This is a genomic window from Rothia nasimurium (assembly GCF_928392795.1).
GTDB classification, from domain to species: domain Bacteria; phylum Actinomycetota; class Actinomycetes; order Actinomycetales; family Micrococcaceae; genus Rothia; species Rothia nasimurium_F.
The window spans coordinates 12,103-36,994 of record NZ_CAKMTJ010000001.1; the positions used below are offsets into that span (position 1 = coordinate 12,103).

Annotated in this window: 21 protein-coding genes and 2 riboswitches; of the genes, 16 read left to right on the plus strand and 5 right to left on the minus strand. The window is 63.2% G+C overall.

What is annotated here, in order from left to right; translation table 11 throughout:
• Window positions 1–135: 135 nt before the first annotated feature.
• The 4 genes from L6963_RS00075 to L6963_RS00090 all read left to right on the plus strand — a co-directional run bounded on the left by L6963_RS00075 (window position 136) and on the right by L6963_RS00090 (window position 5,421).
• Complete coding sequence (locus tag L6963_RS00075; RefSeq protein ID WP_237206188.1) at window positions 136–1,617, plus strand: glycoside hydrolase family 32 protein; 1,482 nt, start codon at window positions 136–138, stop codon at window positions 1,615–1,617.
• A 163-nt stretch (window positions 1,618–1,780) separates the two neighbouring features.
• On the plus strand, window positions 1,781–2,347 hold the full coding sequence (locus L6963_RS00080; protein ID WP_185174253.1) for a PTS sugar transporter subunit IIA: 567 nt from the start codon (window positions 1,781–1,783) through the stop codon (window positions 2,345–2,347).
• 197 nt (window positions 2,348–2,544) lie between these two features.
• Window positions 2,545–4,533: a sucrose-specific PTS transporter subunit IIBC gene (locus tag L6963_RS00085; RefSeq protein ID WP_237206189.1), complete on the plus strand. Its 1,989-nt coding sequence runs from the start codon at window positions 2,545–2,547 to the stop codon at window positions 4,531–4,533.
• Between the two features lie 243 nt (window positions 4,534–4,776).
• Window positions 4,777–5,421 carry a GNAT family N-acetyltransferase gene (locus L6963_RS00090; RefSeq protein ID WP_237206190.1) on the plus strand — a complete coding sequence of 215 codons (645 nt, stop codon included), beginning with the start codon at window positions 4,777–4,779 and terminating at the stop codon, window positions 5,419–5,421.
• 90 nt (window positions 5,422–5,511) lie between these two features.
• Here the strand turns inward: L6963_RS00090 and L6963_RS00095 are convergent, their stop codons facing one another.
• The 5 genes from L6963_RS00095 to moaA all read right to left on the minus strand — a co-directional run bounded on the left by L6963_RS00095 (window position 5,512) and on the right by moaA (window position 10,000).
• Window positions 5,512–6,522 (minus strand): LacI family DNA-binding transcriptional regulator, encoded by a 1,011-nt coding sequence (locus tag L6963_RS00095; RefSeq protein WP_237206191.1) that lies wholly within the window; start codon window positions 6,520–6,522, stop codon window positions 5,512–5,514.
• 138 nt (window positions 6,523–6,660) lie between these two features.
• Window positions 6,661–7,890, minus strand: a complete 1,230-nt coding sequence (locus L6963_RS00100; protein ID WP_237206192.1) for a molybdopterin molybdotransferase MoeA — start codon at window positions 7,888–7,890, stop codon at window positions 6,661–6,663.
• An 11-nt stretch (window positions 7,891–7,901) separates the two neighbouring features.
• Window positions 7,902–8,516: a molybdenum cofactor guanylyltransferase gene (mobA, locus tag L6963_RS00105; protein WP_237206193.1), complete on the minus strand. Its 615-nt coding sequence runs from the start codon at window positions 8,514–8,516 to the stop codon at window positions 7,902–7,904.
• A gap of 9 nt (window positions 8,517–8,525) precedes the next feature.
• Window positions 8,526–8,807 (minus strand): MoaD/ThiS family protein, encoded by a 282-nt coding sequence (locus L6963_RS00110; RefSeq protein WP_237206194.1) that lies wholly within the window; start codon window positions 8,805–8,807, stop codon window positions 8,526–8,528.
• A gap of 59 nt (window positions 8,808–8,866) precedes the next feature.
• Window positions 8,867–10,000, minus strand: a complete 1,134-nt coding sequence (gene moaA / locus L6963_RS00115; RefSeq protein ID WP_237194746.1) for a GTP 3',8-cyclase MoaA — start codon at window positions 9,998–10,000, stop codon at window positions 8,867–8,869.
• Between the two features lie 144 nt (window positions 10,001–10,144).
• Here moaA and modA point away from each other — a divergent pair, with 144 nt between their 5' ends.
• From modA to L6963_RS00175, 12 genes are all read left to right on the plus strand, one after another.
• A complete protein-coding gene (modA, locus tag L6963_RS00120; RefSeq protein ID WP_237206195.1) occupies window positions 10,145–10,912 on the plus strand; it encodes a molybdate ABC transporter substrate-binding protein in 768 nt (255 codons plus the stop codon).
• A gap of 9 nt (window positions 10,913–10,921) precedes the next feature.
• Entirely contained in the window at window positions 10,922–11,791 is an 870-nt protein-coding gene (locus tag L6963_RS00125; RefSeq protein WP_237206196.1) for an ABC transporter permease, read from the plus strand.
• Window positions 11,788–13,149 carry a molybdopterin molybdotransferase MoeA gene (locus L6963_RS00130; protein WP_237206197.1) on the plus strand — a complete coding sequence of 454 codons (1,362 nt, stop codon included), beginning with the start codon at window positions 11,788–11,790 and terminating at the stop codon, window positions 13,147–13,149. The genes L6963_RS00125 and L6963_RS00130 overlap by 4 nt, the downstream gene beginning before the upstream one ends.
• Window positions 13,150–13,229: 80 nt before the next feature.
• Window positions 13,230–13,721 (plus strand): cyclic pyranopterin monophosphate synthase MoaC, encoded by a 492-nt coding sequence (moaC, locus tag L6963_RS00135; protein ID WP_237206198.1) that lies wholly within the window; start codon window positions 13,230–13,232, stop codon window positions 13,719–13,721.
• Window positions 13,718–14,221 (plus strand): MogA/MoaB family molybdenum cofactor biosynthesis protein, encoded by a 504-nt coding sequence (locus tag L6963_RS00140; RefSeq protein ID WP_237206199.1) that lies wholly within the window; start codon window positions 13,718–13,720, stop codon window positions 14,219–14,221. The genes moaC and L6963_RS00140 overlap by 4 nt, the downstream gene beginning before the upstream one ends.
• On the plus strand, window positions 14,211–14,732 hold the full coding sequence (locus L6963_RS00145) for a molybdenum cofactor biosynthesis protein MoaE (protein ID WP_237206200.1): 522 nt from the start codon (window positions 14,211–14,213) through the stop codon (window positions 14,730–14,732). Before L6963_RS00140 ends, L6963_RS00145 begins: the two co-directional genes overlap by 11 nt.
• Window positions 14,733–14,906: 174 nt before the next feature.
• Window positions 14,907–16,127: a ThiF family adenylyltransferase gene (locus L6963_RS00150; RefSeq protein ID WP_237206201.1), complete on the plus strand. Its 1,221-nt coding sequence runs from the start codon at window positions 14,907–14,909 to the stop codon at window positions 16,125–16,127.
• 119 nt (window positions 16,128–16,246) lie between these two features.
• Window positions 16,247–19,969: a nitrate reductase subunit alpha gene (locus tag L6963_RS00155; RefSeq protein ID WP_237206202.1), complete on the plus strand. Its 3,723-nt coding sequence runs from the start codon at window positions 16,247–16,249 to the stop codon at window positions 19,967–19,969.
• Complete coding sequence (narH, locus tag L6963_RS00160; protein ID WP_237194736.1) at window positions 19,969–21,603, plus strand: nitrate reductase subunit beta; 1,635 nt, start codon at window positions 19,969–19,971, stop codon at window positions 21,601–21,603. Before L6963_RS00155 ends, narH begins: the two co-directional genes overlap by 1 nt.
• Before the next feature lie 2 nt (window positions 21,604–21,605).
• Window positions 21,606–22,394 carry a nitrate reductase molybdenum cofactor assembly chaperone gene (gene narJ / locus L6963_RS00165; protein WP_237206203.1) on the plus strand — a complete coding sequence of 263 codons (789 nt, stop codon included), beginning with the start codon at window positions 21,606–21,608 and terminating at the stop codon, window positions 22,392–22,394.
• A complete protein-coding gene (gene narI / locus L6963_RS00170; protein WP_237185969.1) occupies window positions 22,391–23,179 on the plus strand; it encodes a respiratory nitrate reductase subunit gamma in 789 nt (262 codons plus the stop codon). Before narJ ends, narI begins: the two co-directional genes overlap by 4 nt.
• Before the next feature lie 10 nt (window positions 23,180–23,189).
• The gene (locus tag L6963_RS00175; protein WP_237206204.1) at window positions 23,190–24,410 is read left to right on the plus strand and encodes an MFS transporter; all 1,221 of its coding nucleotides are present in this window, start codon (window positions 23,190–23,192) and stop codon (window positions 24,408–24,410) included.
• 200 nt (window positions 24,411–24,610) lie between these two features.
• Window positions 24,611–24,724: riboswitch (glycine riboswitch) on the plus strand.
• Window positions 24,725–24,837, plus strand: a riboswitch (glycine riboswitch).
• The last annotated feature ends 55 nt before the right edge of the window (window positions 24,838–24,892 follow it).

Sequence of the window (24,892 nt, forward strand, 5' to 3'; positions counted from 1 at the left end):
CCTATCACAAACTGGAATATTTGCCGGTCTGCTCTGCAGACTGCCGACCTAAGACCTGGGGAGAGGGCAGGGGGTAAGCTGGATATGACTAACGATTGACAGACCCCGCTATCGCACCCACCCAAGGAGCCCCGCGTGACTAAGCCCGGACGTCCGGACGCCGCCGAACTGCTCGCAGCCGCCGAGCAAGCCTATGCCACCTACCACGAGCAGGTACGCACCGACCCCGACTACCCGGCCCTACACCTGGCACCACCGGTGGGCCGCCTCAACGACCCCAACGGGCTGATCTATCATGAGGGCACCTACCACGCCTTCTACCAGTACTCCCCCGTCCACCCCACCCGCGCCGTCTTCTGGCGCTACGCTACCAGCGACGACCTCACCCACTGGCAGGACCGCGGCACCGCCATCGCCCCCACCGACTGGTTCGATAAGAATGGCTGCTACTCGGGCTCGGGTTTCGTGGGCGAGGACGGCACCTTTGAGTTCTTTTACACCGGCAATGTCAAGGACGCCGACGGCAACCGGGAAGCCTACCAGGTACTCTTCACTTCACCCGACCAGGGCAAGACCTTCACCAAGCAGGAGGTCTTTATCAACGGCCCCGAAGAGGGCTACACCGCCCACTACCGCGACCCCCACGTGATTGAACGCGAGGGCACCTTCTACGCCGTCATTGGCGCCCAGCGCGAGGACGAAACCGGGGCTGTGGTGCTCTACTCCTCACCCGACCGCCGCACCTGGACCTTCGACGGGGAGCTCACCTTCTCAGACCCCGCCCTGGCCAACCTGGGCTACATGTACGAGTGTCCCGGCCTGATTCAGCTGCGCGACGAAGAAACCGGCGAGCTCAAGGACGTGCTGATTTTTAGCCCCCAGGGCATGGAAGCCGACGGGGAGAAGTACAACAACATCTTCCAGACCGGCTACATCGTGGGCACCCTCACCGGCACCCACTTTGAGGTCACCACCCCCTTCACCGAGCTGGACGCTGGCACCGAGTTCTATGCCCCCCAGTGCTTCCACGGGGTGGGGCAGGACGGCTCCCACGCGGTGCTCCAGGGCTGGTTCGGCAATGCCGACCAGGACGACCACCCCTCCTGGGACAACCACTGGGTACACATGCAGACCTACCCCCGCCGCCTCACCCTGCGCGCTGGTCGTATCTACCAGAACCCCGTGGAGCAGCTTGATCGCGCCCTGGCACCAGCCCCTGTTGTGCCCGCAGCTCATGGCGAGATTGCAGAACTGGCGGACGCCCGCGTCTGGCGCCTGCGCGGTGAGGTAGCGGTAGCCGAGCCCGTGCAGATTATCGTTGAGGACGCTGCAGGGCAGGCCCTGGTGCTGACCCTGAGCGAGGACGGCGCCCACCTGGACCGCACCGGCAGCCGCTACACCGTGGGCGGGGCAGAACGCCACCGCACCCTAGAGCACAGCGCTACCCGCACCTTCGACCTGCTGGTCGATGCCTCCGGAACCGAACTCTTCCTCGATGGGGGAGCCGCCGTCTTCTCATCCCGAACCTACTTCACCGGAGCTAAGCGCACCGTCCGCCTGGTAGCAGACGAAGCGGCCGTGCTGAGCCTCGAAGCTGCCCGGCTTGTAGAAGACTAGGGGAGAGGGGCCGGTGCCTTAGTGCACGGGGCGAAAAATTTTCCGTGACCTGGCACCGGCAGGAAACAGTAAGACCTGTCTCACAGGTTGTCGACGGTGGTAGGCTGGTAGAGACGCCGCACACAGCGGCCCCACCACTCCCAACCACTATGAGGTGACAACCATGGCAGGCTTCTTCAAAAAGCTCTTCGGCGGTAGCGACGACACCGCAGCGCAGACTCCCGCTCCCGCAGCTACTCCCGCGGCAGCACCGTCCGCAGCTGGCGCGTCCGCTCTGACCGCCCACATGAACGGTACCGTTGTCGAGCTTGCCGGCGTGAGCGACCAGATGTTCGCCTCAGGCGCCCTGGGCCCCGGTGCCGCCATTGAGCCGACCGCAGGTGTGGTTGTGGCTCCCGCAGACGGCGAAGTAACTGTCGCCTTCCCCACCGGCCATGCCTTCGGCATCCGTACCGCAGACGGCTTGGAAATCCTGATTCACGTAGGCTTCGATACCGTGGAGCTGGACGGCAAGTTCTTTGAACCCAAGGTCAAGAAGGGTGATACCGTCACCCGCGGCCAGGTGCTGGTGGAGTTTGACCTGGAGCAGGTCAAGGCTGCAGGCTACCCCGTCACCACCCCGCTGGTTATCACCAACGCCAAGAGCTCCGTTGCCGACCTGACAGTTGCCAACGCAGGAAGTGACGTAGCAGCCGGTGCTGACTTCATCACCGCAGCTCGCAAGGGCTAAAACAAAGCTTGAGATAGGGTCGGTGGTCACCTAACGCAGGTGGTCACCGACCTTCTGTAAGGGGCTGTTTTGGCCCCTTTTTTGGTGCTAGTATGTCAAACGATTGGCATGTTTGTTTTTACACACAACATACACACTCGCGCCGAGGCAGAACCACAGATATAGGGGGAGCCTGGCCCATACACCAAGGAGAAGACATGGATCATAAATCCGTGGCTGAGCGAGTCCTCACCGCCGTTGGCGGCACGGACAACATCGCAGCAGGCGCCCACTGCGCCACCCGCCTACGACTGGTGCTCAAAGACATGAACGTCATCAACCAGGCTGCCCTGGACAACGACGAGGACCTCAAAGGTACCTTCAACAACTCCGGCCAGTTCCAGATCATCGTGGGACCCGGCGACGTTGACGAGGTCTACAAGCACATGGCCGCAGCCGGCATGAAACAGGTATCAAAGGACGAACTCAAGAACGTCGCAGCGGACCAGGGCAACCTCTTCACCCGCTTCATCAAGGTCGTCTCAGAAATCTTCCTACCGATCATCCCCGTGCTGGTCGGTTCCGGTCTGCTCATGGCACTCAACAACGTGCTTACCGCAACCGGTATCTTTGACCCCGATAAGTCACTCATCCAGCTCTATCCCGCTTGGACCGGCTTCGCCGAAATCGTCAACCTGCTCTCGGCAGCGGCCTTCGCCTTCCTGCCCGTGCTCGTCGGCTTCACCGCCACCAAGGTCTTCGGCGGTAACCCCTACCTGGGTATGACCATGGGTGCTGCCATGGTCTTCCCCTCCCTGGTCAACGGCTACAATGTAGCAGCCGCCCTGCAGGACGGCACCATGACCTACTGGGACGTCTTCGGCATCCAGGTGCAGCAGGCTGGCTACCAGGGCACTGTCCTGCCCGTCATCCTGGTTGCCTTCATCCTGGCCAACATTGAGAAGTTCTTCCACAAGATTCTCAAGGGTGTCATCGACTTCATGTTCACCCCCACCCTCACCCTCTTGATCACCGGCTTTGTCACCTTCATGCTGGTCGGCCCGCCCATGTTCAAGCTGGGCACTATGCTGGGCGAAGGCATCAACTGGCTTTACGACACCGCTGGCCCCCTCGGTGGCTTCCTCCTCGGTCTGCTCTATTCACCGGTTGTCATTACCGGCCTGCACCAGTCCTTCCCGCCCATTGAACTCCAGCTCATCGCCACAACCGGCGGCTCCTTCATCTTCGCTATCGCTTCCATGGCTAATGTGGCCCAGGGCGGTGCCGCCCTCGGTGTCTACCTGACCACCAAGGACAAGAAGATGAAGGGCCTGGCGGGCGCCACCGCACCCTCAGCCTTCCTCGGTATCACCGAACCCGCCATCTTCGGCGTCAACCTGCGCCTGCGCTGGCCCTTCTACATCGCAATGGGTGCCTCAGCTATCGCATCAGCTCTGATTGCTCTTTTCGGTGTCAAGGCCAAGGCCCTGGGCGCGGCAGGCTTCCTGGGCTTCCCCTCCATCAATAACGACCTGGGTATGGGTTGGACCGGCTTCGCCATCGCTATCGTGACCTCAGCCGTCCTCTCCACCGGTGCCTCCTTCATCTACGGTAAGCGCGCCTTCGCCGGCCAGGTTGCCGAAGAAGAGGTTGAAGTTGCCGCTCCCGCAGCTACCGCTGCATCTGTAGCTGCCCCCGCCGCGTCCGCCCCCGCAGAAGCCACCGAAGGCTACGAACTGACCGCCCACCTCAACGGCACCGCCGTGGAACTCTCAGCGGTATCAGACCCCACCTTCGCCTCCGGCGCCCTGGGCCCCGGCGCAGCCGTAGAACCCACCGAAGGCAAGCTCTACGCACCCGCCGACGGCAAGGTCACCGTAGCCTTCCCCACCGGCCACGCCATCGGCATGCGCACCGACAAGGGCGTAGAAGTCCTCATGCACATCGGCTTCGACACCGTCGAGCTGGACGGCAAGCACTTCACCCCCAAGGTCGAAAAGGGCCAGGACGTCAAGCGCGGCGACGTGCTCGTCGAGTTCGACATGGCTGCCATCAAGGCCGCAGGCTACCCCCTGACCACCCCGCTGGTCATCACCAACGCCAAGAAGACCGTTGACTCAACAGCTCTTGCCGTTGCTGCAGGCTCAACCGTGGCCGCAGGCCGCGACGAGCTGGTCAGCGTAGCCGCTAAGACCGCAACCGTCTAAAACCTTCCCGGCGAAGAAAACCCGCCCCGTGCCCGTCCTGATAGTAAGGACGCGCGCGGGGCGGGTTGCTTTGCGCGAGGGGGCGGAGGAATCTGCGTCGCAGCTCGTTGGCTCGGGGCTGGCGTGAATTGCGACGAGCCCCCGGGCGAGGAGCAAGAGGGTCACGAGCCAAGACGCAGATTCCTCCGCTCACCTCAGCTACAGAGTAACCTTGAAAGGTAACACCGTACCCAGGAGGATTCCATGCCCGAGCAAACCTACGACTTTACCGTGCGTGAAGCGACCGAAGCTGACTACCCCGGCGTGATTGAGGCGCTGACCAATGCTTTTGAGCACGACCCGGTCATGAACAAGGCTATGGGCGGGGACGGCCGCACCGAGACCGTCCGCGGCCTTTTTGAGTTCCAGCTGCGCACCACCTACGCCCCGAAGGGCACTATCGATATCGCCGTCACCGCCGACGGCAAGGTGCTGGGCGCTGCCCTCTGGCTCTCGCCCGAAGCCCAGAAGGGTAACCTGCTGGCCGACATTAAGGCCTTGCCCGACTACTACCGGGTGCTGGGGAAGGGGCTGGCCCGTGCCACCGTCACCGAGTTACGCCTGCTGGCGGCCCGCCCAAAATTCGACCACTGGTACCTCTACACCATCGGTGTGCATGAGGACGCCCGCGGGCACGGCATCGGCTCCCACCTGCTGGATTACCGCCGCGAGCGTTTGGGCGAGGTGCCCGCCTACCTGGAGGCTTCTACCTACCGGTCAGCTTCTCTCTATGCCCGCCACGGGTTTGTTGAGCTTTTCCGGTTTAAGGGCGGCAAGCCCGCCCTGGGCATGTTGCACCCGGCGCCGGTAACCCAGGTGTCGCTTCACGACCACCACAGCAGCAAGTAAAATTCTTTTTTCTCTGGTTCGGGGGCGCTCATGAGTGCGCTATGTGTCAAAGAATAGAAATCGCGGAGAGGTCGGGCAGGGGACGTTAGCTTATGCCACCGCGCTCTCTACCCAGAGCAGGGAGCGGGTGCTTGCCCCCTCATGGAGGCTCACCGGGAGTGTATCGCTGCCGGTGAGCTCTTTTTCTTCGCCGTTCATGGCGTGCATGAGCTGGGCGGCAGCCCGCTGAGCCATCGCGTCAATCGGCTGCACCACGGTGGTCAGCTCGGGCAGAAGGGCCCGGCTGGTTTCGGTGCCGTCAAAGCCGATGACCTGTAGGTCCTGGGGCACCTGCCGGCCGCTAGCGCGGGCATAGCCCAGCACCATGGCGGCATAGACATCGTTTGAGGCGAAGACAGCATCAACCTGCGGGTGCTCGTCGAGGTAGGTGAAGATGCGCTCGCGTTTGGTGGCCTGCGGGGTGGTGAAGCCCAGTTCGAGAATATGCGGGGGGTAGCCGGCTTCGGTGACCGCTAGCTGGTAGCCGCGCTGGCGGGCGTTGTCGAGGGAGATGGTTGAGGTGATGTGCAGGATATTGGTGGCCCCACCGTGAAGAAGTAGGTGGGTGGCCCGGTAGGCCCCGTCGAAGTTGTCGCAGCTGATGTTGGGGCCGCGGCCGGTGTGCTGGCGGTCGATGGTGATAAGGGGAGCACCCAGATGGGGAAAGTTGGCAACAACCTGGGAGTGGGCGCCGGTGATGACGCCGTCGACCTGGTTGGCTATGAGCATATCGAGGTAGCGCTGCTCTGATTCGGGGTGGTCGTTGCTGTTGCAGAGAATCGTCTTGTAACCGATGTCGGCCAGGTGGGATTCGATGCGGTAGGCCATTTCCCCGTAGAAGGGGTTGGCAACGGAGGGGAAGACTAGGCCGATGAGTTGGCTTTTTTGCCCCTGGAGGGATCGGGCGATGGCGTTGGGCCGGTAGCCGAGCTGCTGCATGGCGTCGAAGACTTTGACGCGGGTGGTTTCGGAGAGGTAGCCCCGGTTGTTGAGTACCCGGGAGACGGTGGTGGGGGAGACGCCTGCCAGCGCAGCGACATCGCCAAGTTTTGGTTTGGGCACGCGGTGCTCCGGTCTGTTGGGGGTGGGCTCGGGCTGTTCTCAATTATAGGGCCTGTCTAACAGGCCCTGGGAAGTGTTGAGCTGTGTGACGGGAGCTAAGCTGTGCCCTGAGACTGACGGCGCCGCCCCGGTAAGGGGCTAGCTGGGAAGAGGAAGGTAGGAGACAGCCTGACCGGCAGCAGCTCCGTCTGGTGGGATGAGCGCCAGAGCGTCTGCGGTGGCAAAGGAAGTGAGCATATGGGACTGGGTCTTGGGCAGGGGGGTGAGCTTTCTGCCCTCGGGGGTGGGAGTAAGGGTAGCTGGTAGCAGGCGCAGGTCGTGTTTGCGGTAGCCGGGTACCGGGTGGGTGAGGACGCCTTCAGCCAGCTCGGTTAGGGGAGCAGCAGTGGCGCCGGTGAGCCAGGGGGTGAGGTAGGAGTAGAGGGCGGTGTAGGCCGCCAGCGGGTTGCCGGGTAGGCCGAGGACGAGAGGGGAGGTGGGGTTGCTGCTGGCAGGTAGGCGGGCGGCCAGGGCTGGGTGGCCGGGACGGATGGCGACGGATTCAAAGAGGTAGCTGGCCTGAAGGTCGTGGAGGGCGCGGCGCACCCAGTCGGCGGTGGAGGTTGAGGAGCCGCCGGTAATAAGTAGCAGGTCGGCGCCGGTGGCGGTGAGCCAGTTGGTGAGCTGGGTTTTGCTGTCGGGCAGACGGCGGACGCTGCTAACGCTGGCTCCCAGGTTTTCGATGATGGAGGGGAAGGCCAGGGAGTAGGCGTCGCGCACCTGGCCGGGGCCGGGGAGACCTGCGGTAATAATTTCGTTGCCGGTGTAGGCGATAGCCACGGTGGGGCGGGCGGTTACGGTCAGGGTGTCAAGGCCGAGCGTGGCAAGGGCGCCGAGATGCCGGGCGGTGATACGGGTGCCCGCTGCAAGCACACTGCTGCCCGCAGGGAGCTCTTCACCCGCCCGGCGGATATCGGCCCCCGGGCTGGGGTAGCCTCGTCCGTCGAAAAAGCGGGGGTCGGGGCTGAGTGTGTTGCCTTCTCGCAGGGCATGTTCCTGGCGGATGACAGCTTCGGCACCCGGGGGAAGTAGCCCGCCGGTCAGAATGGGGGTTGCCTGGCCGGGGTCGAGGGGGAGGGTTTTGCGGTGGACGTTCTCGCCGTCGGCAGCTGGCGGGTGGGTCAGTACCTGCCAGGGCGGAGCCCCGGCGGTGGCGTAGCCGTCCATAGCTGAGGAATTGTAGTGGGGAACGGGCAGCAGGGCGCGGGCGTCACGGGCCAGGGTCCTGCCCATGGCATTGGCGAGGGGGACCTCTTCTTCAGTGAGGGTCAGAGCTGCCCCCGCCCGGTGGAGGAGCTGCCTGGCCTGGTGCCAGCTGGTGTGGTGCACGGTGGTCCTCCTTAGGGCTGGGGCGGTGCCTGGGTGTAGCCTGCGGCGCGGGCGGCCTCCCAGGTATCAACATCGGCGGTCAGTTCAGCAGGTAGCTCTAGTTCTGCGGGGTCAAGGGGGCTGAGAAAGCGGCGGACGGAGGCGTTTGCGGTTTCTCCCCCAAAGGCCGGGGCCAGGGAGGTAGCCCGGTAGATACCCAGCAGGGGCTGAGTGATACCCTCCGCCACAGCCCAGTAGCCGGTCACCTGCTCCGGTGCGGACGCCGCCGCCTCAAGGAGCAGGGGAACTGCGGCCCCAACGCGGGGCAGGTCGCAGGAAAGAACTAGCACCCAGTGCTGGGACGAGCTCAAGAGGCCCGGGTTGGTTTTCTTGAGGGCGCTCAGCCCAGCGGAGATCCCAGCTGCTGGCCCACTGAAGGCCGGTTCTTCCCGGGTCTGCGACACTCCTGCGGGTAGGGCTAGTTCTGCTGGGCCCACCACAACCCGGGCAACGGCCCCGGCGCAGGCTGCCAGGGCCTGCTCAAGCAGGGTGGACGAGCCATTCGACAGGAGGGCCTTGGGTACCCCTCCGAGGCGGGAGGAACGTCCGCCCGCCAATATCAGGGCTGAAAACTTCACGTCGGTCATAAGCGCTGCCTATCCACCAGCAAAGGGCGGCAGGACGTCCAGACGCTGGGCCTCCTGCAGGAGTTTTGCATCATCGAGGGAATCTGGGCTTGCTGCAACCCCGTCCACGAGGAAGGTGCAGCGGGGCAGAATATCGGCCAGGGTCTGGCCCGAGGGAGTAGCCCCGGTAAATTCGCGCGCTAGGTAGGCCTGAAGACCGGCGAGTGTGGGGGTGGGGAGCTGCTCTAGCTCAACCGTCACGCCGGGTAGGCCAGCTGCCGCCCGGGCCGCAGCGAAGAAGTTAATCTGCATGTCTTTTACCTTTATATCGATGTACAGGTGGTGGGCTCGTAGGCGCTAGTTGGCCATGACTAGCCGCCGATGGCGCTCATGGATCGAGTAGGTTGGGTGAAGTCGGGGGCGTCGAAACCGACGGTATCCTTGCCGTGAGCCTTGGGCTTGGCCCACATGGCTCCGCGCCAGATCTGAGCCAGTTCAGTATCGCTGGCTCCGCCGCGCAGGGCGCCCATGAGGTCGGTTTCGGTCAGGGAGAAGAGGCAGGAGCGCACCTTGCCGTCGGCGGTGATGCGGGTGCGAGTGCAGGCCGAGCAGAAAGGCTCGGTGACCGAGGCGATAATGCCTACCTGGCCCAGGGGCTCTGCTGTGCCGGCGTGACCCAGTGGGTAGACGTCCCAGAGGGCTGCGGGGGAGGCCCCGCGCGGACGCCCGTGGGGCAGCAGGTCGTAGTGGTCAGCCAGGCGCTGACGAATCTGCTCGGCGGTGATGGTGCCTTCGCGGGTCCAGTTGTGGTCGGCGTCCAGGGGCATCTGTTCGATGAAGCGGAGCTGGTAGCCGCCCTCTAAAGCCCAGGTGAGGAGTTCATGGCCCTGCTCATCGTTGACGCCGGCCATGAGGACCGCGTTGATTTTGAGGGGGGTGAGCCCGGCGGCAGCTGCGGCTTCAATACCTGTGAGTACCGAGGCTAGCTTATCCCTGCGGGTGAGCTGCGCGAACGTTTCGGGGCAGATGGTGTCGAGGGAGACGTTGACCCGGTTGAGCCCGGCCTGAACCAGGGCATCTACCTTTTTATCGAGTCCGATGCCGTTGGTCGTCAGGGCGATGGGCAAGTGGGGGTGTTCGGCGCGGACGGCAGCAATAATATCGGTGAGGTCAGCTCGTACTAGGGGCTCGCCACCGGTAAAGCGTACCTCTTCGATTCCTAGATCTCGCACACCTACCCTTACCAGGCGGGTGACCTCATCGAGGGTTAGAAGCTGTGTGCCGGGCAACCAGTTGAGGCCTTCGGCGGGCATACAGTACACACAGCGCAGATTGCACTTGTCCATCAGGGAAATGCGCAGGTCAGTGGCGGTTCGGCCCCAGCGGTCGGCAAGGGGCCCGGTGGTGGGCACGCCCGGGTGTGCAGCTGCACTGGCACCGCCGGTCACAACTGGGATAGACGAACCCAGGGGCACCGGGGGATTGGGGGCTGAAGACTGGGGCATACCCGCACTTTCACAAATCTTAATCGGCATTTCAGATGTAATATTTAGCCTAGCTAAACCGGGTGAAGAACACCACCTGGCTCTACACTAATCTATAGACAAAGACCCTCTGCTAGCCACTGTTACCCCGTCATTGGAGACCCCATGCGCCGCCTGAGCACCCTTCTCGTCCCCCTTCTATTGGGTCTTACCGCCTGCGGGGGAGTAGCAACCTCCCCACAGGGGCAGGACGCTGAGGTACAGCTCTTTGCAGCGGCCTCCTTGGGGGCTGTGGGCGATGAGCTCATAGCGGCCTATCGTCAAGAAAACCCGCAGGTCTCTATCACTGCCACCTACGCGGGGTCATCCCAGCTGGTTACGCAGATGGTCGAAGGTGCTACCCCCGATCTGCTGATTACAGCCGATAGCACCACCATGAACCAGGCTCTTGAAAAGGTTGAAGAGCTCGCTGCTGCGACCCCTGAGACTATTGCCACCAACGCCCTGGTGCTGGCAACTGCTCCAGGTAACCCTGCCGCCATTGATAGCGTTGATGACCTGGCCTCACCCGGCGTCCTAACCGCTATCTGCGCCGAGCAGGTGCCCTGCGGACGCCTGGCCCACCAGGAACTTAGCCGCCAGGGCGTAGAGCTAGCCACCTCCACCGAAGAAGCTAACGTCTCGGCAGTTTCCACCAAGGTAGCCACCGGCCAGGTGGATGCCGGCTTCATCTACTCCACCGACGCCACCGCTATCTCAGCCACCGACGATATCACCGTCGTCCGCCTGCCCCAGGTTGAACGCAACGCCTACCCCCTAGCTCTTACCGGCAGCGGTCAAGGTAAGGAAAGCGCCCAAAACTTTGCGCACTGGCTGACGACCTCGGATGCCGCCGCCCAGATTCTTGTCGACTACGGCTTCGAACCTGCCTAAACTAGAACCATGAGCACACCCGGCCCCGCACCCACCCCGCCGCCACGAGGGCGGGCCAGCTCCTTCACATCTGTCCCCGTGCACGCCGTGCTTCCCACCCTGCTCACCCTGGCACTCATTGCGGGTCCCCTGCTTTCCCTCCTGGTTCGTACGCCCTGGGGGAGTCTGCCCCAGCTGCTTGCAGAACCAGCTGCCCTGGCTGCCGTCCGGCTCTCGGTGCTCACCGCTCTAGCTGCCACCGCTGTATCAGCCCTGCTGGGCACCCCTACAGCCCTGGTGTTGGCCACGGTACTCGAGCAGTCTCGCGCTCGCCGCCTGAGCTGGGCCCTCTACGGGTTGATCTACACCCCCATCATCTTCTCCCCGGTGGTCTCTGGTCTGGCCCTGCTCTTTTTCTGGGGCAGGCGAGGGCTGCTCGGCTCCTGGCTTGAAACGGCAGGCCTATCGGTGGCCTACACCCCGCTGGCTGTGGTTCTGGCCCAAACCTTTGTGGCCCTGCCCTTCTTTGTGGCCACCCTGGTCACCACCCTGCGAGCGCTGCCTCCTGAATACGCCGAGATTGCCCGGCTTGAGGGGGCGAGCCCCACCGAGGTTACTGCCCGTGTGCTCTTACCCCTGGCTGCTCCCGGCCTGCTGACGGCAGCCGTCCTGACCTTTGCTCGCGCTCTTGGGGAGTACGGTGCCACCGTTACCTTTGCCGGGAATGTTGAGGGTGTGACCCGCACTCTTCCGCTGGCTATTGACCTGGCTTTAAGCTCTAACCGCATGGATGCTGCCCTGGGGGCGGCGCTCATGCTGATCGCTCTCTACCTGGGCCTGCTGGCCGCCGGGGCCTTTGCCCTCTGGCTGGGCCGACTGAAAGGAAACCGCCGAGCATGACACAAGCCCAAGAGACCCTTGACCGGCTGCTCCCCGCGGGGGAGAGTATCGCGCCGGGCACCTATGCTGCCTGTGTGCGTGAACTGGTAGCTGCTACCGTCACCCCCACCAGTCAGCGGTTACCCCTGCAGCAGACCGCCGGCCGCCAGCTCGCAGAACCTCTCTACGCCTTGATTCCACAGCCCTCCTTCGCCAACTCCCAGATGGACGGCTACGCCCTGACCAGTAGTGCGGCACAGGGGGAAGCTCGTATCTTTCGGGTGGGTCCCGATATTCCCGCCGGGGCGCCCGTGAGCGGGCTGCCGGTGGCTGATGATGTGGTCTACCCCGTTATGACCGGCGCTCCCGTGCCCGCAGGTTACACCACCGTGGTACCGGTTGAGCGCAGCCGCCCGCTGGTAGGGCAGCCGGACGCCGCCGGTTTCGTGGGCGAGGGCGGGCAGGTTGAGCTACCGCAGGCTTCTCCCGGTACTTTTGTGCGCAGCGTGGGGGAGGACGTTGCCGCCGGTCAGCTCCTGGCCGACGCCGGTAGCCGTCTGACTCCGGCCCTGCTTGGTGCCCTGGCTGCCCAGGGGATCGGGGAAGTGGAGGTCTACCGCCCTCTGAACCTGCTCATCATTACCGGGGGCGACGAGGTAGCTTCTGCTGGCACAGCCCCTGCCTCGGGGCAGATATTTGATGCCAACGGGCCGGTGCTTACTGCTCTTGCCGAGCAGGACGGTTGCACCACCGACCACCTACCCATCGGCGACTCCGTGGAAAAATTTACTGCGGCCCTAGGCAGGGCGCTCGCAGAGTGGGTACCCGATGTGATCGTCACCAGCGGCGGTATCAGCCACGGTAAGTATGAGGTGGTTCGTCTGGGTCTGGCGGCCCTGGCTGCTAACCCTGCTGCTCGGGGCACTGCTGCTGGAGGCACGGTTCGGGTGCTTGCGCACTGGTTTGGTCACGCCACCCAGCAGCCCGGCGGCCCCCAGGGTTTGGCCCTGCTGGGTCTTCCTGCTGGCAGGGTACTCCCGGTGGTTTGCCTGCCGGGTAACCCGGTCAGTACCCTCATCAGCTACCACTTGCTGCTGCGGCCAGCCCTGGCTCATCTAGTGGGTGAAGAACGGGAAGACGCCCGTGGCAGGCTGGTGCTCGAAGCTCCCGTTGCTGCCCCGGAAGGTAAAACCCAGTACCGGCGGGCTCAGCTGACCCGGCAGGTCCAGCCGGACGGGAGCGTCCTGACCCTGCTGGCTCCGAGCGCGGCTACGGGCTCCCACCTGCTACTACAGGCAGCCCGCGCCGATGCCCTGGTGGAGCTGGAACCCGGGCGTACCTATCGCGGCGGTGAGCTGGTGCGGTATATTCCCCTGTAGATGCACCAAAAGTTACCCCGCCTGCAAATCACGTATAGTAAATACTGATTAATTTTGTGTTGAGAGGCTAGCCAAGAATCATGACCGCCCCCACCCCCGCAGACCAGCTCACCCACGTGCGCGCCGACGGCAGCGCCCACATGGTCGATGTCACTGAGAAAAACGAAACCACCCGCACCGCCGTGGCTGAGGGCTATATCGTTACCCGGGCAGACGTCATTGAAAAAATCTTTGACGCCGACCTGCCCAAGGGCGATGCCCTGCCCGTGGCCCGCGTCGCCGGTATTATGGCAGCCAAGAAAACCCCCGAGATCATCCCCCTCTGCCACCCCCTGCCCCTGGGCAAAATCACCATCGACTTTGAGCGGCACCCCGACCGTATCCGCATCGAGGCTCTGGTTAAAACCCGCGGCGTCACCGGGGTGGAAATGGAAGCCCTCACCGCTGTCTCCGGGGCGGCGCTGACGGTCTACGACATGATTAAGGCCGTTGATAAGCAGGCCGTACTGACCGGGATCAGGGTACTGGAAAAAACCGGCGGTAAATCCGGTGACTGGAAGGTAGAGCAGTGAGCAGCAGCTACGCCCTGCCCGAGAACCGTACCGGCCTAGTGATTGTGGCCTCCACCCGGGCTGCCCGCGGCATCTACGAAGATAAATCCGGCCCCCTAGCGGTCACCTGGCTGCGCGACCAGGGCTTTGAAACCCCCGACACCGTCGTGGTGGCGGACGCCGACATGCCCGCCTACTTCGACCGGCTGGTGGCCTCAGGGCAGCTGCCCACCTTCATTCTGACCAGCGGCGGAACCGGCCTCAACTCAGACGATACAACCGTTGAGGCTGTGCGCCCCCACCTGACTAAAGAAGTTCCCGGCATCATGCACGCCTTCTGGAATCAGGGTCTCAAAAACACCCCCGCCGCTGTGCTCTCCCGCGGAATCGCAGGCGTCATCGGCACCAGCTTCATCATGACCCTGCCCGGCTCCACCGGGGGAGTCAAAGACGGTTGTGCCGTGCTCGAACCCCTCGTTACCCACATCTGCCGCCAGCTAGAGGACTACCATGACCACTAACCACCCATACCCTCACACCACAGGCCCCTCGGTGGCTAACCCCTACGCGGGGCGTCCGCTCGAACCGGTGGACTCCACGGTCGTTCACGCCTCCATTACCGAAGACCCTCTCGAACCGCTCCTGGCAGGAGCTAAAGAAGCGACCATGACCCGCGCCATGGGCGCCCTGGTCGTCTTTGACGGTATCGTGCGCGACCACGACCACGGTGAGCCTGTAGCGGCTCTGGCTTACACCGCCCACCCCCAGGCAACCGACTACCTGGAGCGCGTCCTGCACTCGGTGGCAGAAGAAATCCCCGGCGTGCGCCTGTGGGCAGCCCACCGTATCGGCCCCATCCCCATCGGCGAATCCGCCCTCACTGTCCTTGCGGCGGCAGCCCACCGCGGCACAGCCTTCACCGCCTGCTCCCTGGCAGCTGACCGCATCAAAGCAGAAGTACCCATCTGGAAAGAACAAGAACTCACCGACGGCAGCGTGCAGTGGGTGGGAATCGATACGCCCACCGGCTAGAAGCATAGAAGATGCAGATGCTGCTGGGGCAGGTCTCGCGTTCCGAGCCCGCTGGCTCGGGGCTGGCGTGAATTGGGGCGAGCGCCCCAGCGCGAGCCCCAAGAGGGTCTGCGGGCGAGAATGCGAGACCTGACCAGCGGGAAGAGCCCGCTTCACTCTAGAGAAAGACCTACCATGACCTCTGAACTAACGTCGCTGGCCTACCAGCTCTACGGGCGGCAGATGATTCTGCCGGAGATGGGGCAGGCTGGTCAGGAAAAGCTGAGCGCGGCAACGGTTGCGGTGATTGGGGCAGGTGGCCTGGGTTCCCCGGCTCTGCTCTACCTGGCCGGGGCGGGGGTCGGTCGTATTCTCATCATCGACGATGATGCGGTAGAAACCTCTAACCTGCACCGTCAGGTCATCCACTCCTATGCCCGGGTGGGGGCATCCAAGGCTGACTCAGCCGCCCAAACCCTGCGCGAACTCAACCCCCTGATTAGGGTCGAAGCTGTCAAGGAGCGTCTGACCGACGCTAATGCGGCAGAGCTACTGGCCGGGGTGGATGTGCTGGTTGATGGTTCCGATAATTTCCCCACCCGCTACACTGCCTCTCGCGCTGCTGCCGCCCTGGGTATTCCCCATGTGTGGGGTGCCATTCTCGGGTTTGACGCCCAGATGAGCGTCTTCTGGGCGGGGCATGGGCCGGTCTACGAGGACCTGTACCCGCTCGAACCAGCCCCCGGTTCGGTACCCAACTGCGCTACCGCAGGGGTGATCGGTGCCCTGGCTGGGGTCGTTGGAACCGCGATGGCCCTGGAAGTTATTAAGCTGCTGGCCGGTATTGGGCAGCCGCTGATGGGCGAGGTGGGCTACTATACCGGTCTGACCGGACGCTGGGAGTACATCCCCCTGCTTGCCTCTACCTCCCGCGCCGCCTCTAGTTCGGGTACCGGTCCGAGCGTCCGCACGGCAGTTTCTGGTGCGGACGCCGGTGAGCAGGTAGCGGGGAAGGGGCAGGCCCCTGCGCCCCTACGTCCGCCTGCTGCCGACTGGGAACCCGCTACTGCCGAACCTGACCAGTACGGTATGGAAGTTACCTGGGCTGATATTGCCAGCTCACCCTACTTCGAGGGGGTTCCCCTCATTGATGTGCGAGAGCCCCACGAGCACGCAGCGCTGGCTGTTCCGGGCAGCTTCAACCTACCCCTGTCGCTGATTGAAGCCGCTTCTGCCGATCCGGCTCTAGGGTCGGCCATTGACACGATTCTGCCCAGCCACCAGGGGCGCTACGCCCTCTACTGTGCGGCGGGGGTGCGCTCGCTCAAGGCGCTGAAGCTGCTCACCGATGCTGGTTTCAGTGATCTCTACAGCGTGGAAGGTGGCATCGACTCCTGGCTGACAAGCCAGGGGTAGGGCTTCTGAGCGGGTGGTTTAAAGCCCTGCCGCCGCTGAATATGTGTATGCCTGATGCTTAATTAGCGAAGATTTTTATTCGGTATTTATTGTGCGAATTATTGGGTAGACTGGTGCCCATGACACAGCAGGCATCACACACACCTGGGCCCGACGGGCCGCTCACTGACAAGCTCATCAAATTCGGCAAATTCTTCACCAAGTGGGATGAAACCGACGACGGCCGCGCAGCCTTCCTCAAGGGCGGTCGCGCAGGCGATGTTTTCTACCGCAATCGCTGGAGCCATGACAAGGTCGTCCGCTCCACCCACGGCGTTAACTGCACCGGCTCCTGTTCCTGGCAGGTCTTCGTCAAAGACGGTGTGATTACCTGGGAGGCTCAGGCCACCGACTATCCCACCGTCGGCCCCGACCGCCCCGAGTACGAACCGCGGGGCTGCCCCCGCGGCGCGGCTTTCTCCTGGTACACCTACTCACCGACCCGCGTGAAGTACCCCTACATCCGCGGTGTGCTGCTGGAGATGTACCGCGAAGCCCGCACCCGCCTGGGCGACCCCGTCGAAGCCTGGGCCTCGATCGTCTCTGACCCCGAAAAGCGTTCCCGCTACCTGAGCGCCCGCGGTAAGGGCGGCCTGGTACGCGGCTCCTGGGCAGAAGCCCTGGAAATGGTGGTCGCAGCCCAGATTCACACCATCAAGACCTACGGGCCCGACCGCAACATCGGCTTCTCGCCCATTCCTGCCAAGTCCATGGTCTCCCACGCTTCGGGTGCTCGCTACATCGAGCTCATCGGCGGCGTGATGACCTCCTTCTACGACTGGTACGCCGACCTGCCGGTGGCCTCACCCCAGGTCTTCGGTGACCAGACCGACGTGCGCGAATCCGGTGACTGGTGGGATGCTACCTACCTCATGATGTGGGGCTCCAACATCCCGGTCACCCGCACCCCCGACGCCCACTGGATGGCCGAGGTACGCTACCGCGGCACCAAGGTTGTCTCCGTCTCGCCCGACTACGCCGATAACACCAAGTTCGCCGACGAGTGGCTGCCAGCCCAGGCCGGCACCGACGCTGCCCTGGCTATGGCTATGGGGCACGTAATTCTCAAGGAGAACTTCGTTGACCGCCGCGTTGAGTTCTTCGAGAACTACGTGAGCACCTACACCGACTTCCCCTTCCTGGTCACCCTTGAGACCCGCGAAGACGGGGTGACGGTTCCGGCTAAGTTCCTCACCGCCGCCAACCTTGCCGAGCACGCCCAGGTGCCCGATGCGTCCTTCAAGACCGCCCTGCTCAACCGCGAAACCGGCGAGGTCGTGGTGCCCAACGGCTCCCTGGGGTACCGCTACAACGCTGAGGACGAGGGCAAATGGAACCTGGACCTACAGGGCGTCAAGCCTGCCCTGTCCATCCTGGATTTGCCCACCGGCGCCGAGCGTGCCGTCGAAATCCAGATGCCCGCCTTTGACGAGCCCTCGGGCCGCGGCAAGATCATTACCCGCGGCGTACCCACCATCACGGTTGAGGGTAAGACCGTCACTACCGTCTTCGACCTCATGCTGGCCCAGTACGGTATCGGTCGCCCCGGCATGCCCGGTACCTGGGCTGCCGGTTTTGAGGACGCCGAAACCCAGTACACCCCGGCCTGGCAGGAGGCCATTACCTCCGTCCCCGCTGAAGCTGTGATTCGCACCGCCCGCGAGTTCGCCCAGAACTCCATCGACTCGGGTGGCCGCACCATGATCATCATGGGCGCCGGCATCTGCCAGTGGTACCACGGCGACACCACCTACCGCGCTATTCTAGCCCTGCTCATGATGTGCGGCGCTGAAGGCCGCAACGGCGGCGGCTGGGCCCACTACGTGGGTCAGGAGAAGGCCCGCCCCATCACCGGCTGGTCCCACATGGCCAACGCTCTTGACTGGGTTCGCCCGCCGCGCACCCAGGCAGGCACCGCCTTCTGGTACATGCATACCGACCAGTTCCGCTCCGATGGACGCACCACCGACTCCCTGCAGTCCCCCCTCGCTAAGGGCGATTTGCGCGGGGTCCACACCGCCGACGTGCTGGCCCGTTCCGTACGTATGGGCTGGATGCCCTTCTACCCCCAGTTCCCCGAGAACTCCCTGGACCTGGCGGACGCCGGTGCCGCAGCGGTTGCTGCTGGCACCGCCGAGTCCCCGGCAGACTACGTTGCCCAGCGCCTGAACTCGGGCGACCTGGACTTCTCGGTGGAGGACGTCGATAACCCGGTCAACTGGCCCCGCACCCTGGTGCTGTGGCGCAACAACCTGCTGGGCTCGTCCGCCAAGGGCGAGGAATACTTCCTCAAGCACCTGCTCGGCACCCACAACTCGGTCATGGGGAAGGACGCCGAGGATTTCAAGCCCGCCGAGGTCAAGTGGGCCCAGAATGCGCCCGAAGGCAAGCTGGACCTGCTGGTGACCACCGACTACCGCATGACCTCATCCACCCTGCTGTCGGACATCGTCTTCCCCGCTGCTACCTGGTACGAGAAGCACGATATCTCTTCCACCGATATGCACCCCTACATCCACGCCTTCTCCCCGGCCATTAACCCGCCCTGGGAGACCAAGACCGACCACCAGGTCTTCAAGGAACTGGCCTACCTGTTCTCCAAGTGGGCAGCCAAGCACCTGGGCAAGCGCAGCGACCTGGTATCCGTGCCCCTGCAGCACGATACCCCCGGCCAGCTGGCCCAGCCCGGCGGCCATGCGCCTGACTGGAAGAACCAGGGAATTGCCGGTATCCCGGGCAAGAATATGCCCATCTTTACCGTGGTGGAGCGTGACTACCCGGCTATCTACGACATGTACACCTCGGTCGGCCCCCTGCTCTCCAAGCTGGGTACCACCACCAAGTTCGTGACCGTGGACGTCAACGAGCAGTTGGCCCAGCTGGCTGAGGAACACGGCGTCATGGGTAGCGGTAAGGGCGCTGGCCTGCCGGCTCTCGACACCGATATCAAACTGGCCGACACCATCCTGGCTCTTTCGGGTACCTCCAACGGTCCGGTAGCCCTCAAGGGCTTCAAGGCCTTGGAAAAGCGGGTGGGCAAAAAGATGCACCACCTGGCTGAGGGTAACGAAGAAAAGCGCATTAAGTTCCGCGATACCCAGGACCGACCCTGCCCCGTCTTTACCTCACCCGAATGGTCAGGTTCTGAGACCGGCGGACGCCGCTACGCCCCCTTCACCCTCAACATCGAACAGCTCAAGCCCTTCCACACCCTCACCGGTCGTATGCACTTCTTCCTAGACCACGACTGGATGAGCGAGATGGGCGAGCAGCTGCCGGTCTACCGCCCGCCGCTGGATATGCACAACCTCTTCGGTGAACCTGAAATTGGTGAGACCGGTGACCTGTCGGTGGCTGTACGTTACGTGACGGTGCACAACAAGTGGGCTATCCACTCCTCCTACCACGACAACCTCTACATGCAGACCCTCTCCCGCGGTGGCACCCATGCCTGGATGAGCCCTCAGGACGCTGCCAAAATCGGGGTCAAGGACCACGACTGGATTGAGTGTGAGAACGCCAACGGCGTCTTCGTGGGTCGCGCGGTGGTCTCCCACCGTATGCCCGAAGGTGTGGTCTACGTGCACCACGCCCAGGAACGCCTGGTCAACATCCCCAAATCAGAGGTCTCGGGCAAGCGAGGCGGTATTCACAACTCCGTCACCCGCATCATGGTCAAACCCACCCACCTGATCGGTGGCTACGCCCACCAGGCCTACGCCTTCAACTACCTGGGACCCACCGGTAACCAGCGAGATATCGTTTCAAGAATTCGCCGCCGCAAGCAGGAGGTAACCTACTAATGCGCGTCATGGCACAAGTTTCAATGATCATGGCCCTCGACAAGTGCCTGGGCTGCCACACCTGCTCCGTCACCTGTAAGCAGGCCTGGACCAACCGAGCCGGTACCGAATACGTCTGGTTCAACAACGTCGAGACCCGCCCCGGCCAGGGCTACCCCCGCCGCTACGAAGACCAGGAAAAGTGGAAGGGCGGCTGGGTGCTGAACAAGCGCGGACGCCTGGAACTCAAGAGCGGTAACCGCTTCAAGAAACTCTTTACCCTCTTCGCCTCCCCGGTTCAGCCCGAACTCTCGGACTACTACGAACCCTGGACCTACGACTACGAGAACCTCACCAACGCGCCCCTGGGCGATGACTTTCCCACCGCGCGTCCTAAATCTCTGATTACCGGTGAGGACACCTCCATCGAATGGGGCCCCAACTGGGACGACAACCTGGGCGGCGCCCACGAGTCCGGCCACCTTGACCCCCTTGTGGAGAAGGTACGCCAGCAGTCAGAAGAGAAGATCAAGTTCGAATTCGAACGCACCTTCATGTTCTACCTGCCCCGCATCTGCGAGCACTGCCTCAACCCCTCCTGCATGGCGTCCTGCCCTTCCGGCGCTATCTACAAGCGCGAAGAGGACGGCATCGTGCTGGTCGACCAGAACCAGTGCCGCGGCTGGCGCCAGTGCATCACCGGCTGCCCCTACAAGAAGATCTACTTCAACCACAAGAGCGGCAAGGCCGAAAAATGTACCTTCTGCTACCCCCGCATCGAGCACGGTATTCCCACCGTCTGCGCCGAAACCTGCGTGGGTCGCATGCGCTACATCGGTATCTTCCTCTACGACGCCGACCGCGTGACCGAAGCCGCCTCTGTACCCGATGAGAAGCAGCTCTACCAGGCCCAGCTCGACATCATGCTTGACCCCTTCGACCCCGAGGTCATTCGTGAGGCAACCAAGCAGGGCATCCCCGACTCCTGGATCACCGCAGCCCAAAAGTCACCGGTCTACAAGCTGGCCAAGGAGTGGAAGATCGCCCTTCCCCTACACCCCGAATACCGCACCATGCCCATGGTCTGGTACGTACCGCCGCTCTCACCCATCATCGACCTGCTCAAGGAACAGGGCCACGACGCAGAGTCCCAGGCCAACCTCTTCGGAGCCATCGACTCCCTGCGCATCCCCGTCGAATACCTTGCCGAGCTCTTCACCGCAGGTGACACCACCATCGTGGTCAACGTCCTCAAAAAGCTGGCCGCCATGCGCGCCTACATGCGAGACATCACCCTCGGCGGCGTCGGCAACGAAGAGATTGCCCACGAAGTCGGTATGACCGGTGCAGAAATGTACGAGATGTACCGCCTCATGGCTATCTCCAAGTACGAAGAACGCTACGTCATTCCTCCGGCCCACCTGGAGGACGCCCACAACCTCGAAGAAATCGGCTGCTCCCTCGACACCGACGGCGGCCCCGGCATGCTCTACGACGGAGCCTTCACCGACCCCGGCGACCGCCCCGTCCCCGTCTCAGCAGGCTCCTACGCCAACGCCGCCCGCGCCGACGGCAAGGTCGACATCTTCATGTGGGACGGCAAAACCCGCCCCGACTCCCTCTTCCCCGATACCTCCGGAAGCAAGAAGGTCTAGCAGTGGCAGGATTCTTCTCCAAACTCCTCAAACGCAACGAGGCGGAGGTGGAACCTGCCACCCCGCCCTCGGGCGACCCCTTCGACATGGACTGGGGGAGCGGCCACCCCGCCGACGCCGTGGTCTACCAGCTCACCAGCGTCCTCATGCGCTACCCCAGCGAAGAAACCCGCGCCCTGCTGCCCGAACTCACCGCGCTTGCCCAAGAAACCGGTAATGACTACTTAATGCGCGGTGTAGCCCGCATCAAGACCTGGTACGAGGCAACCGAGCTTGACGCCATGCAGGCTGAATATGTGCAGGAATACGACCTGTCGCGTCGCCACGCTTTCCACCTGTCCTACTGGACCGAGGGGGACACCCGCCGCCGCGGCGAGGCCCTGGCCCGTTTCAAGCAGATGTACCGCGACTCCGGCATGGTCACCACCCTGCACGGGGAACTGCCGGACTACCTGCCCATGGTTCTCGAGTTCACCGCCCTGGTGGACGCCCGGGCCGGGCGGGCAGCGCTTCAGGCCTACCGGCCCTCCCTGGAACTTCTTCGCCTGGCCCTGCGCGATGACAACCTGCCCTACTATGAGCTGATTGAGGCGGTCTGCCAGACCCTGCCCGGAGTTTCCCCAGAAACTCAGGCGGACGTGCAAAAACTGGTCACCGCAGGCCCGCCCGCAGAAGCCGTCGGCCTGGCCCTGGCCCCCGGCGACCCCCGCCTGCTACCTCTTTTGCTGCCCCACGAACAGACACCCGGCGCCACCATCGGTGCCGACCATAAGAACGGAGCCACCCTGTGACCGGCACAGTTAACGCCCTCGACTTCTTCCTCTGGGGCATCTTCCCCTACATCACCCTCGCCATCGTCATCGGCGGTACTCTCTGGCGCTACAAGACCGACCAGTTCGGCTGGACCACCCGCTCCTCCCAGATGTACGAGTCCAAGCTGCTGCGGATTGCCTCGCCCATGTTCCACTACGGCATCCTGGTCGTGCTCGTGGGCCACATCGTGGGTCTGGTGATCCCCAAGTCCTGGACTGACGCGGTTGGCATCTCCGAGCACTTCTACCACATCAACGCCCTGGTACTGGGCTCCATTGCAGCGGTTGCTACCCTGATCGGCCTCTTCGCCATGATTTACCGCCGCCGCACCTCGGCCACCGTCTTCCGCGCCACCACCTGGAACGACAAGATGATGTATGTAGCCCTGACCAGCGCCATCGTCCTCGGCTCAGTAGCAACCCTCTTCAACGCCATGGAAATTGAAGGGCACCACAACTACCGTGAAACCGTCTCGGTCTGGTTCCGTTCCCTCTTCTATTTCCAGCCCAACGTCGAGGCCATGGCGAGCGCCACCACCTCCTTCCATATCCACGTCATCGTGGCCATGATCCTCTTCTGTCTCTGGCCTTTCACCCGCCTGGTCCACGCCTTCACCGCGCCCCTGCACTACATCTTCCGGCCCTACATCGTCTACCGCTCACGGGGCAAGCGTAACCACGCCCGCGGCTGGTCGCCGGTAGGCACCGCAGACTCCGTGAATAAGGACGCCCGCACGGTCGAGCGCCAGCACCACCACCACTAAGGAAAACACCATGTCTACTACGGCTGTTGCTGCGAAAGATCCGCAGCTTGCTGGCCAGTTCAAGTACGTCATTATGGCGGCCCTGGCCTCCATGATTGGCTTCTGGGGCTGGACCATGATTGGCCCCCTGGCCAAGTACTACACCGAAACCTACGGCCTGACCGAGGGGCAGCGCTCCCTGCTGATCGCTACCCCGGTGATTGTTGGCTCCCTGGCCCGTATTCCGGTGGGTGCGCTGACTGACCGCTTCGGTGGCCGCATCATGTTCACCATCATGCTGACCCTGACCGGTTCAATGGTGCTCATTACCGGCCTGGTGGGGCAGATGGGTAACTTCTCCCTGCTCCTGCTGGCAGCCTTCTTCCTGGGTATTGGCGGTTCTATCTTCGCGGTGGGCATCCCCTTCGCCGCGGCCTGGTTTGAACCCCACCGCAAGGGCCTAGCCACCGGTATTTTCGGCATGGGTATGGTCGGTACCGCCTGCGCTGCCTTCTTTAACCCCCGCATGCTGGCTACCTTCGGCTACTTTCCCACCCACGTCATTATGAGCTGCGTCGCCCTGACCTATGCCGTCATTGTCTGGCTCTTTATCCGTGACTCACCCGTCATGAAGGCCCGCACCCCCGAGCCGGTTCTACCCAAGATTCTGGCTGTGTCTAAGAAGCTGGTCACCTGGCAGCTCTGCTTCATCTACGCTGTGGTCTTCGGTGCCTTCGTAGCTTTCTCGAACTTCCTCTCTACCTACATGCAGAACATCTACGGCTATGAGGCCGTTGCCGGCGGTACTTTTGCGGCCATGTTCGCGGCCTGCGCCGTGCTAGCCCGCCCCTTCGGCGGGGTCGCAGCCGATAAGTTCGGTGGCAAGCTCACTACCCTCATCGTTTTCGTTGCTATGACCGTGCTGGCCATCTGCATCGCCTTTGAGCCTGAGAGCACCGCCGTGAATACCCTGATTCACGTGGTCATGGCTCTCTTCGTGGGCTTCGGTACCGGCACCATTTACGGCTGGCTGGGTAAGGTCGTTCGCCCGCAGGACACCGGCACCGTATCGGGCCTGGTCTCGGCAGCCGGTGGCCTGGGCGGCTACTTCCCGCCCCTGATTATGGGTGCTGCCTACACCGCCTTCGGCAACTACTTCTGGGGCGTTCTGGCCCTGGGCGCCACCTGCGTCATCTCCATTGTGGTCTCCCTCTGGATGGCTTCAGATAAGAAGGCCGCCCGTCCCGCCTAATCTCATACCCCCCTCAGCTATGAGGGGGGGAACGTACTCTGTGGACGCCCGCGCCCCGTTTTCCTGCCTTCGGGCAGGGAAGCGGGGCGCGGTTGCGTCCGCCTTCTGATGCCGCCTGCCTTGAGGCGCGAAAGCCGCTCATCTGGTGCTCTAGGTGTAAGGTGTGGCACAATAAGGGTTGATAAAACTAAAACGCCGTTACAACTGGTGCGGGAGAGACCGTACACACCCGAGGTTGAGGGACCACGGGCACCGGCGCCGAAGGAGCAAACCCTCCCCGGGAAACTCTCAGGCAAATGTACCGCTCAGTTAGGCAACTCTGGAGAGGGGCGTCAAACCCCCACCGAAGGGGCAAAATTCGCGCCCGCTACCAAGCGTGATGGGTAGCTGCGAACCAAAACTCTCAGGTTTTAACAGAGCGGGGAGGGCACCACCACAGGGCACCCCTGTGGGCAGGTTTACCCTCTACCCTGGAGAGTCAC

Bases quoted from the DNA above. Each gene is read 5' to 3' on its own strand.
- L6963_RS00080 (WP_185174253.1), top strand. From the start codon at position 1,781: ATGGCAGGCTTCTTCAAAAAGCTCTTCGGCGGTAGCGACGACACCGCA.
- L6963_RS00085 (WP_237206189.1), top strand. From the start codon at position 2,545: ATGGATCATAAATCCGTGGCTGAGCGAGTCCTCACCGCCGTTGGCGGC.
- L6963_RS00090 (WP_237206190.1), top strand. From the start codon at position 4,777: ATGCCCGAGCAAACCTACGACTTTACCGTGCGTGAAGCGACCGAAGCT.
- mobA (WP_237206193.1), bottom strand. From the start codon at position 8,516: ATGACCGACGTGAAGTTTTCAGCCCTGATATTGGCGGGCGGACGTTCC.
- L6963_RS00110 (WP_237206194.1), bottom strand. From the start codon at position 8,807: ATGCAGATTAACTTCTTCGCTGCGGCCCGGGCGGCAGCTGGCCTACCC.
- moaA (WP_237194746.1), bottom strand. From the start codon at position 10,000: ATGCCCCAGTCTTCAGCCCCCAATCCCCCGGTGCCCCTGGGTTCGTCT.
- modA (WP_237206195.1), top strand. From the start codon at position 10,145: ATGCGCCGCCTGAGCACCCTTCTCGTCCCCCTTCTATTGGGTCTTACC.
- L6963_RS00125 (WP_237206196.1), top strand. From the start codon at position 10,922: ATGAGCACACCCGGCCCCGCACCCACCCCGCCGCCACGAGGGCGGGCC.
- L6963_RS00130 (WP_237206197.1), top strand. From the start codon at position 11,788: ATGACACAAGCCCAAGAGACCCTTGACCGGCTGCTCCCCGCGGGGGAG.
- moaC (WP_237206198.1), top strand. From the start codon at position 13,230: ATGACCGCCCCCACCCCCGCAGACCAGCTCACCCACGTGCGCGCCGAC.
- L6963_RS00145 (WP_237206200.1), top strand. From the start codon at position 14,211: ATGACCACTAACCACCCATACCCTCACACCACAGGCCCCTCGGTGGCT.
- L6963_RS00150 (WP_237206201.1), top strand. From the start codon at position 14,907: ATGACCTCTGAACTAACGTCGCTGGCCTACCAGCTCTACGGGCGGCAG.
- L6963_RS00155 (WP_237206202.1), top strand. From the start codon at position 16,247: ATGACACAGCAGGCATCACACACACCTGGGCCCGACGGGCCGCTCACT.
- narH (WP_237194736.1), top strand. From the start codon at position 19,969: ATGCGCGTCATGGCACAAGTTTCAATGATCATGGCCCTCGACAAGTGC.
- L6963_RS00175 (WP_237206204.1), top strand. From the start codon at position 23,190: ATGTCTACTACGGCTGTTGCTGCGAAAGATCCGCAGCTTGCTGGCCAG.